The 8,725-nt window shown below is 64.6% G+C and carries 9 protein-coding genes; 8 read left to right on the forward strand and 1 reads right to left on the reverse strand.

Annotated elements, in window-relative coordinates; genetic code table 11:
* Window positions 1–3 precede the first annotated feature (3 nt).
* Window positions 4–1,011: a porphobilinogen synthase gene (gene hemB / locus ACF8ML_RS18335; RefSeq protein ID WP_047326969.1), complete on the reverse strand. Its 1,008-nt coding sequence runs from the start codon at window positions 1,009–1,011 to the stop codon at window positions 4–6.
* Window positions 1,012–1,134: 123 nt separating this feature from the next.
* Between hemB and ACF8ML_RS18340 the strand changes: the two genes are divergently transcribed.
* From ACF8ML_RS18340 to fusA, 8 genes are all read left to right on the forward strand, one after another.
* Entirely contained in the window at window positions 1,135–1,563 is a 429-nt protein-coding gene (locus tag ACF8ML_RS18340; protein ID WP_016453572.1) for a CopD family protein, read from the forward strand.
* Between the two features lie 31 nt (window positions 1,564–1,594).
* Window positions 1,595–2,749, forward strand: coding sequence for a VanZ family protein (locus ACF8ML_RS18345; RefSeq protein ID WP_016448520.1), 1,155 nt, complete (start codon window positions 1,595–1,597; stop codon window positions 2,747–2,749).
* 10 nt (window positions 2,750–2,759) lie between these two features.
* On the forward strand, window positions 2,760–3,134 hold the full coding sequence (locus ACF8ML_RS18350) for a ferredoxin (RefSeq protein WP_016448519.1): 375 nt from the start codon (window positions 2,760–2,762) through the stop codon (window positions 3,132–3,134).
* Window positions 3,135–3,214: 80 nt separating this feature from the next.
* Complete coding sequence (locus ACF8ML_RS18355) at window positions 3,215–3,850, forward strand: alpha/beta hydrolase (protein WP_017405508.1); 636 nt, start codon at window positions 3,215–3,217, stop codon at window positions 3,848–3,850.
* A 90-nt stretch (window positions 3,851–3,940) separates the two neighbouring features.
* Window positions 3,941–5,110 (forward strand): D-alanyl-D-alanine carboxypeptidase family protein, encoded by a 1,170-nt coding sequence (locus tag ACF8ML_RS18360; RefSeq protein WP_016453570.1) that lies wholly within the window; start codon window positions 3,941–3,943, stop codon window positions 5,108–5,110.
* 157 nt (window positions 5,111–5,267) lie between these two features.
* Window positions 5,268–5,645 carry a 30S ribosomal protein S12 gene (rpsL, locus tag ACF8ML_RS18365; protein WP_003059441.1) on the forward strand — a complete coding sequence of 126 codons (378 nt, stop codon included), beginning with the start codon at window positions 5,268–5,270 and terminating at the stop codon, window positions 5,643–5,645.
* Between the two features lie 160 nt (window positions 5,646–5,805).
* Window positions 5,806–6,279, forward strand: coding sequence for a 30S ribosomal protein S7 (gene rpsG / locus ACF8ML_RS18370; protein WP_016448516.1), 474 nt, complete (start codon window positions 5,806–5,808; stop codon window positions 6,277–6,279).
* Between the two features lie 152 nt (window positions 6,280–6,431).
* Window positions 6,432–8,540: an elongation factor G gene (fusA, locus tag ACF8ML_RS18375; protein WP_016448515.1), complete on the forward strand. Its 2,109-nt coding sequence runs from the start codon at window positions 6,432–6,434 to the stop codon at window positions 8,538–8,540.
* Window positions 8,541–8,725 lie beyond the last annotated feature (185 nt).

An 8,725-nucleotide genomic window follows, 5' to 3' on the forward strand; every position in this document is an offset into this window, starting at 1 on the left:
CGTTCAGCCGCGCAGCTTGCGCGCGGCGTCGATGGCGAAGTAGGTCAGGATGCCGTCGGCACCCGCACGCTTGAAGGCCAGCAGCGATTCCATCATCACCTGGTCATGGTCCAGCCAGCCGTTGGCGGCGGCGGCCTTGAGCATGGCGTACTCGCCGCTGACCTGGTAGGCGAAGGTGGGCACGCCGAATTCGTCCTTGACGCGGCGCACCACGTCCAGGTACGGCATGCCGGGCTTGACCATGACCATGTCGGCACCCTCGGCCAGGTCCTGGGCGACTTCGCGCAGGGCCTCGTCGGTGTTGGCGGGGTCCATCTGGTAGACGTTCTTGTCGGCCTTGCCCAGCGCGCCGCGCGTACCCACGGCATCGCGGAACGGGCCGTAGAAGGCGCTGGCGTACTTGGCGCTGTAGGCCATGATGCGGGTGTGGATGTGGCCGTGGGCCTCCAGCGCCTCGCGGATGGAGCCGATGCGGCCGTCCATCATGTCGCTGGGCGCCACCATGTCAACGCCGGCCTCGGCATGGGTGAGGGCCTGGCCCACCAGGACCTGCACGGTCTCGTCATTGATGATGTAGCCGGACTCGTCGAGGATGCCGTCCTGGCCGTGGCTGGTGTAGGGGTCCAGGGCCACGTCGGTCATCACGCCCAGTTGCGGGAACTCCTTCTTGAGCGCCCGCACCACGCGCGGGATCAGGCCGTCGGGGTTGAGCGCCTCCTTGCCGTCGGGCGTCTTCAGCGAGGTCTCGATGGCGGGGAACAGCGCCAGGAACGGGATCTCCAGCTGCACGCACTGCTCTGCCACGGGCAGCAGCAGGTCCAGGCTCAGGCGGTCCACGCCGGGCATGGAGGGCACGGCCTCGCGCTGGTTCGTGCCTTCGTGCACGAACACGGGGTAGATGAAGTCATGGGCCGTGAGCACGTTCTCGCGCACCAGATTGCGCGTGAAGGCGTCGCGGCGCAGGCGGCGGGGGCGGTTGTGCGGGAAGGGGGTGGGGCTGGACAGATGCATGCCGAAAATTGTGCCCCATTCCCGCCGCAGGCCCCGCAACCCCGGCGACGACGCCGGCACGCGGGACTCGGCTTTTGCGCCTGCGCAGCCTGGCGCACCCCTGTACGCACGTACACTGCCCGCATGCTGTGGGTCAAAGCCTTTCATATCGTTTTCGTGGCAAGCTGGTTCGCGGGCCTGTTCTATCTGCCTCGCATCTTCGTCAACGTGGCCATGGTCACGCCCGGCTCGGTGGCCGAGCGCGAGCGCCTGCTGCTCATGGCACGCAAGCTGCTGCGCTTCACCACGCTGCTGGCCGTGCCCGCATTGGGCCTGGGCCTGTGGCTGTACCTGGGCTACGGCATCGGCAAGGGGCCGGGCAACGGCTGGATGCACGCCAAGCTGGCCGGCGTGCTGCTGGTCATCGGCTACCACCATGCCTGCGGGCGCCTGCTGCGCAAGCTGATCGACAACCGGGACCAGCACAGCCACCGCTGGTTCCGCTTCTTCAACGAGGTGCCGGTGCTGCTGCTGGCGGCCATCGTCATCCTGGTGGTCGTCAAACCTTTCTGAGAAACCGATCCAACGAAGAGGGAGGCAGGGCGTGGTGCAAAGGACTTCGGCCTGGCCGCTGGCACTGGTCTATGCGGTGCTCATCGTTTTCGCCAGCCTGTTTCCCTTCGATGGCTGGCGTGCCCAGGGCATTGATCCGCTGGTCTTCCTGACGGCAAAGATCCCGCCGCCGTACTGGACCTGGTTCGACGTCAATACCAATATCGTCGGCTACGCGCCGCTGGGCTTTTTCCTGGCGCTGGCCCTGGTGCGCAGCGGCAGCCCGCGCGCGGCCGTGCCGCTGGCGGCGCTGGCAGGCACCCTGCTGTCGCTGTCCATGGAGTTCCTGCAGATCTACCTGCCGCGGCGCGTTCCCTCCAATCTGGATCTGGTGCTCAATGCGGGCGGTACCTTGTTGGGCGCGCTGGTGGCGCTGCTGCTGGAGCGCCTGGGCGCCCTGGCGCGCTGGAGCGCCTTTCGCACCCATTGGCTGGGCGAGGATGGCGGCGGCGCCATGGTGCTGCTGGCGCTGTGGCCCTGGGCGCTGCTCTTTCCCGCCGCCGTGCCCTTCGGTTTGGGCCAGGTGCTGGAGCGGCTGGAGCAGGGCCTGCTGGACCTGCTCGAAGGCACGCCCTTTCTCATGTGGCTGCCGCTGCGCGAGTCGGCCCTGACGCCGCTATCGCCCGTGACCGAGATGCTGTGCGTGATGCTGGGCCTGTGGGTGCCCTGCCTGCTGGCCTATTGCGTGATGCGCCACATGGGTCGGCGCGCCGTGCTGGCGGGCTCGGCCATCGTGATCGGCATCGCGGTCTCGGCGATGTCGGCCGCGCTGAGCTGGGGGCCTGCCCATGCCTGGGAGTGGGTGGACCTGCCGGTGCGCATGGGCGTATGGGGCGGCGTGGGCCTGGCCATGGTGGCCCTGCCGCTGCCGCGCCGCGCCTGTGCAGCCCTGCTGATGCTGGTGCTGGTGCTGCAACTGAGCATCCTGAACCAGGCGCCCACCAGTGCCTATTTCTCCGAGACGCTGCAGGCCTGGGAGCAGGGGCGTTTCATCCGCTTCTACGGGCTGGGGCAGTGGCTGGGCTGGCTGTGGCCCTATGCCACCCTGGTCTACGTGCTGCTCAGGGTGGCGCGCCGCGATGCAGGGCCGCTGCCGCCTGCACCTTCAGCGCCCCCGGCGCCTTCGGGGCAGCAGACGCAGGCCTAGAATCCGCTGCATGAGCGAAAACCCACGTCCCGGGGCCGAAGGCGGCCAGCAAGGCGCAGGCAACTACTATGCGCGCCACATCTTCTTTTGCCTCAACGAGAGGCCTGGCGGCGAGGACTGCTGTGCGCTGCACGGCGCCAAGGCAGGCTTCGACCACTGCAAGAAGCAGGTCAAGCAGCTGGGCCTGGCCGGCAAGGGCCAGGTGCGCGTGAACAAGGCCGGCTGCCTGGACCGCTGCGCGGGCGGGCCCGTGGCCGTGGTCTACCCCGAAGGCACCTGGTACACCTTCGTGGACGAGACCGATATCGACGAGATCGTCGAGTCCCATCTCAAGAACGGCCAGCCCGTGGAGCGCCTGCTGCTGCCGCCCGACGTGGGCCGCTGAGCACCGGCTGGAACTTTGGGCCTTTCCGGGCATCAGTGCTTTGTCAGCTTGGACTGGCTGCTACTACTAGGATAGCGATTGTGAATGCGCAGACCGAACGTTTGACCCTGACCGGCCTTGCCGGGGCCGTGGAGGCCCTGCGCGACGCGCCGGCCGCCGATGCGACTGCGCGCGGCGTGGCCATCATCGCCCACCCCCATCCGCTGTTTGGCGGCACCATGGACAACAAGGTGGTGCAGACCCTGGCGCGGGCCTTCGTGCAGTGCGGCTACACGGCCGTACGCTTCAACTTCCGTGGCGTGGGTGCCAGTGCCGGCGAGCACGACGCAGGCATCGGCGAGGCCGAGGACATGCTGTCCGTGGTCCGCCAGGTCGCTCCCGAAGGGCCGATCGCGCTGGCGGGCTTTTCCTTCGGCGCCTTCGTCACCAGCCATGTGCTGGCGGGCCTGTGGAATGAAGGCCGGGTGGAAAAGGCTGTGCTGGTGGGCACGGCGGCCAGCCGTTTCTCGGTGGCCCCCGTGCCGCCCGAAGCCCATGACCGGACATTGGTGGTGCACGGCGAGGCCGATGACACGGTGCCGCTGTCGGCCGTCATGGACTGGGCGCGCCCGCAGATACTGCCTGTTACCGTCGTGCCAGGGGGCGGTCATTTCTTTCACGGACAATTGCCGCTACTCAAGAGTCTCGTGGTCCGCCATTTGCGCTCACTTCCCTAGCGGCCCGCGCCGCTGCTCAATAGGCCCGCCCCAGCCGGCGGCATCTTCCGCCTTTCCTGCTTTACCTGCCCTTTAGCGAGAGTTTTCCTCATGAAGCCCATTTCCTCCACGCTGCGAGTCCTGGCACTGGCAGCGGCCATGGCGCCGGCCCTGGCGCTGGCGCAGATCACCCCGCCCCAGCCGCCCGAGATCGCGGCGCGCAACTATCTGCTGGTCGATGTCACCGCCAACCAGGTGCTGGGTGCCAAGGACATCGATGCGCCCATCGAGCAGGCCTCGCTGACCAAGCTCATGACCGGCTACCTGGTCTTCGACGCACTGCGTGCGAAGAAGATCACGCTGGAGCAGCGCCTGCCCGTCAGCGAGCGCGCCTGGAAGATGCCGGGCTCGCGCATGTTCATCGACCCCAAGATGCAGGTGCCGGTGGATGACCTGATCAAGGGCATGATCGTGCAGTCCGGCAACGACGCCACCATGGCCCTGGCCGAAGGCGTGGGCGGCTCGGCCGAGAACTTCGTGCGGCTCATGAACGAGCAGGCCAAGGCGCTGGGCATGAAGAACACCAGCTACAAGAACCCCGAAGGCCTGACCGAGCCCGGCCACCTGACCACGGCGCGCGACCTGTCCATCCTCGCGCAGCGCCTGATGCAGGACTTCCCCGAGTACATGCACTACTACTCGACCAAGAAGTACTTCTACCCGGGCACGCCGGCCTCCAACGGCACCAACCGCAACTCGCTGCTGTTCCGCGACCCGACCGTGGACGGCCTCAAGACCGGCCACACCGCTGCGGCCGGCTACTGCCTGGTGGCCACGGCCAAGCGCGATCTGCCCAACGTGGGCAGCCGCCGCCTGATCTCCATCGTGCTGGGCGCCGCCAGCGAGAACGCGCGCGCCAATGAAAGCCAGAAGCTGCTGAACTGGGGCTATGCGGCCTTCGACTCGGTCAAGCTGTTCGACGCCGAGCAGGCCGTGGCCACGCCCGAGGTCTGGAAGGGCAAGGCGGGCACCGTCAAGATCGGCCGCACCACGCCCATCGTGGTCACCGTGCCGGCCGGCAGTGGCGGCAAGCTGAGCACCGAAGTCGTGCGCCAGGACCCGCTGATCGCTCCGTTCACCAAGGGCCAGGCCATGGGCACGCTCAAGGTCAAGCTGGGGGCCGACACCGTGGCCGAAGTGCCGCTGGTGGCGCTTGAAGGCGTGGAGCAGGCTGGCTTCTTCGGCCGTGCCTGGGATGCGATCCGCCTCTGGATCAAGTAAGCCCCGCGCCTGTCGCGCAGGCCCTCGCGTACCGGCTTGAAGGGGGTGCAGTTGTGCGATCTCCTGCAAGCTGGTACAGTCGAGGGCTTTTCGGAATTTCCGAAGGGATTCACGTTTTCGCTTTTCGCAAGCAATTCACGTTTAGGGACGTTTATTAATGCCAACCATTAACCAACTCGTGCGTCAGGGCCGCACGGTCGAAGTTGTCAAATCCAAGAGCCCTGCTATGGAAAACTGCCCTCAGCGCCGCGGCGTGTGCACCCGTGTGTACACCACGACGCCCAAGAAGCCTAACTCCGCTCTGCGTAAGGTTGCCAAGGTGCGCCTGACCAACGGCTTCGAGGTCATCTCCTACATCGGTGGTGAAGGCCACAACCTGCAAGAGCACAGCGTTGTGCTGGTGCGCGGCGGCCGTGTGAAGGACTTGCCCGGTGTGCGTTACCACATCGTGCGTGGCTCCCTTGACCTGCAAGGCGTCAAGGACCGCAAGCAAGCCCGTTCCAAGTACGGCGCGAAGAAGCCCAAGGCCAAGTAAGCCCTGCGTTTTTTCGAAGAAGGTGCTGTATCCCGCGTGGCGCGAGATCCAGCGTAGTGACCCCAAACGCAAGTGTTTTGCGCGGGTCGAGTAAGTGGGAGTCCTGTTGGCTCTCGCGGTGTCTGAAAAGACGCCAACTGAAGCAAGATAGAGGTAAAAAATGCCACGTCGTCGCGAAGTCCCCAAACGTGAAATCCTGCCGGATCCCAAGTTCGGCAATGTCGAGCTGTCCAAGTTCATGAACGTGATCATGGAAGGCGGCAAGAAGGCGGTCGCAGAACGCATCATCTACGGTGCCCTGGACCTGATTCAAAAGAAGCACCCTGACAAAGACCCGCTGGAAGCCTTCATCGTTGCCATCAACAACGTGAAGCCCATGGTCGAAGTGAAGTCCCGCCGCGTCGGCGGTGCCAACTACCAGGTGCCCGTCGAAGTGCGTCCCGTGCGTCGCCTGGCCCTGTCCATGCGTTGGCTGAAGGAAGCTGCACGCAAGCGCGGCGAGAAGTCCATGGCCCAGCGCCTGGCCAACGAGCTGCTCGAGGCCACCGAAGGCCGTGGCGGCGCCATGAAGCGCCGTGACGAAGTGCACCGCATGGCCGAAGCCAACAAGGCGTTCAGCCACTTCCGCTTCTAAGAGCGCTTCGCTCCTGATCAGACGGGCCGCATGCATTTTTGCCTGCGGCCTTGTCTCGATTAGGAGCGTCCCCAGATAAGACTGCTGTCCGTCTGCACCATGAGGCTGGAACGGGCAGAGACTCCCTCCATACGATCAATCAAGGATCCATCATGGCTCGCAAGACCCCCATCGAGCGCTACCGCAATATCGGTATCTCCGCCCACATCGACGCCGGCAAAACCACCACCACCGAACGTATCCTGTTCTACACCGGTGTGACCCACAAGCTGGGCGAAGTGCACGACGGCGCTGCTACGACCGACTGGATGGAGCAAGAGCAAGAGCGCGGCATCACCATCACTTCCGCTGCAGTGACCTGCTTCTGGAAGGGCATGGACCTGTCCTACCCCGAGCACCGTTTCAACATCATCGACACCCCCGGCCACGTGGACTTCACCATTGAGGTGGAGCGTTCCATGCGCGTGCTGGACGGCGCCTGCATGGTGTACTGCGCCGTGGGCGGCGTGCAGCCCCAGTCGGAAACCGTGTGGCGTCAGGCCAACAAGTACAAGGTGCCTCGTCTGGCCTTCGTGAACAAGATGGACCGTACTGGCGCCAACTTCTTCAAGGTCGTCGAGCAGATGAAGCTGCGCCTGAAGGCCAACCCCGTGCCCGTCGTGATCCCGATCGGTGCCGAAGAAAACTTCAAGGGCGTGGTCGACCTCGTCAAGATGAAGGCCATCATCTGGGACGAAGCCTCGCAAGGCATGAAGTTCGAATACCACGAAATCCCCGCCGAGCTGGTGGAGACCGCCAACAAGTGGCGTGAAAACCTCGTGGAAGCGGCTGCCGAAGCCAGCGAAGACCTGATGAACAAGTACCTGGAAGAAGGTACTCTGTCCGAAGAAGACGTGAAGGCCGGCCTGCGCGCTCGTACGCTGGCTACCGAAATCCAGCCCATGCTGTGCGGTACCGCCTTCAAGAACAAGGGTGTGCAGCGCATGCTGGACGCCGTGATCGACTACCTGCCGGCGCCTGTGGACATCCCTGACGTCACCGGTACCGATCCCGAAAACGAAGAAACCAAGCTCAGCCGCAAGGCAGACGACGGCGAAAAGTTCTCGGCCCTGGCCTTCAAGCTGATGACCGACCCGTTCGTCGGCCAACTGACCTTCGTGCGCGTGTACTCGGGCGTCCTGACCAAGGGCGACACCGTGTTCAACTCGGTCAAGGGCAAGAAGGAGCGTATCGGCCGTATCGTGCAGATGATGGCCAACGAGCGCGTGGAAGTCGAAGAAATCCGCGCCGGCGACATCGCTGCCTGCGTGGGCCTGAAGGACGTCACCACCGGCGAAACGCTGTGCGCCGTCGAAGCTCCCATCGTGCTGGAGCGCATGGTCTTCCCCGAGCCCGTGATTGCACAGGCCGTGGAGCCCAAGTCCAAGGCCGACCAGGAAAAGATGGGCATCGCCCTGTCGCGCCTGGCTGCTGAAGATCCGTCCTTCCGCGTGCGCACCGATGAAGAATCGGGCCAGACCATCATCGCCGGCATGGGCGAGCTGCACCTGGAAATCATCGTTGACCGCATGAAGCGCGAATTCAACGTGGAAGCCAACGTGGGCAAGCCCCAGGTGGCCTACCGCGAAACCATTCGCCAGAAGGTTACCGATGTGGACGGCAAGTTCGTTCGCCAGTCCGGCGGCAAGGGCCAGTACGGCCACGTCGTGCTGACCCTGGAACCCCAGGAAGCCGGCAAGGGCTTCGAGTTCGTCGACGAAATCAAGGGCGGTGTGGTTCCTCGCGAATACATCCCTGCGGTCGAGAAGGGCGTGATCGAGGCGCTGACTTCCGGCGTGCTGGCCGGCTACCCCGTGGTGGACGTCAAGGTGCGCCTGACCTTCGGTTCGTACCACGATGTGGACTCGAACGAAATGGCCTTCAAGATGGCTGCCATCTTCGGCTTCAAGGAAGGCGCCAAGAAGGCCAGCCCCGTCATCCTCGAGCCCATGATGGCCGTGGAAGTCGAGACGCCTGAAGACTACGCCGGCACCGTGATGGGCGACCTGTCCTCGCGTCGCGGCATGGTCCAGGGCATGGACGACATGGCCGGCGGTGGCAAGTCCATCAAGGCCGAAGTGCCGCTGTCGGAAATGTTCGGCTACGCCACTTCGCTGCGTTCGCAGACGCAAGGCCGCGCTACGTACACGATGGAGTTCAAGCACTACGCCGAAGCTCCCCGCAACGTGGCCGAAGCCATCGTGGCTGCTCGCGCCAAGTAAGGCTTTTTGTATAATCGAAGGCTTTTGAGTCGCAGCTCCTGAAAAGGGGCTGCGATTTTTGCCGGTCTGCGATCCCATGCCGTCCTGTCACCTGTGCGGGGCGACCAAGCAATGGGATGCAGACCTTAAACATCACACAGGTTTTGCTCTTTCGGAGAAATCATGGCAAAGGAAAAATTCGAGCG

It is taken from the genome of Delftia sp. WSY_10 (assembly GCF_043104705.1).
Lineage (GTDB): Bacteria > Pseudomonadota > Gammaproteobacteria > Burkholderiales > Burkholderiaceae_C > Comamonas > Comamonas tsuruhatensis.

Bases quoted from the DNA above. Each gene is read 5' to 3' on its own strand.
- hemB (WP_047326969.1), bottom strand. From the start codon at position 1,011: ATGCATCTGTCCAGCCCCACCCCCTTCCCGCACAACCGCCCCCGCCGC.
- ACF8ML_RS18340 (WP_016453572.1), top strand. From the start codon at position 1,135: ATGCTGTGGGTCAAAGCCTTTCATATCGTTTTCGTGGCAAGCTGGTTC.
- ACF8ML_RS18350 (WP_016448519.1), top strand. From the start codon at position 2,760: ATGAGCGAAAACCCACGTCCCGGGGCCGAAGGCGGCCAGCAAGGCGCA.
- ACF8ML_RS18360 (WP_016453570.1), top strand. From the start codon at position 3,941: ATGAAGCCCATTTCCTCCACGCTGCGAGTCCTGGCACTGGCAGCGGCC.
- rpsL (WP_003059441.1), top strand. From the start codon at position 5,268: ATGCCAACCATTAACCAACTCGTGCGTCAGGGCCGCACGGTCGAAGTT.
- rpsG (WP_016448516.1), top strand. From the start codon at position 5,806: ATGCCACGTCGTCGCGAAGTCCCCAAACGTGAAATCCTGCCGGATCCC.
- fusA (WP_016448515.1), top strand. From the start codon at position 6,432: ATGGCTCGCAAGACCCCCATCGAGCGCTACCGCAATATCGGTATCTCC.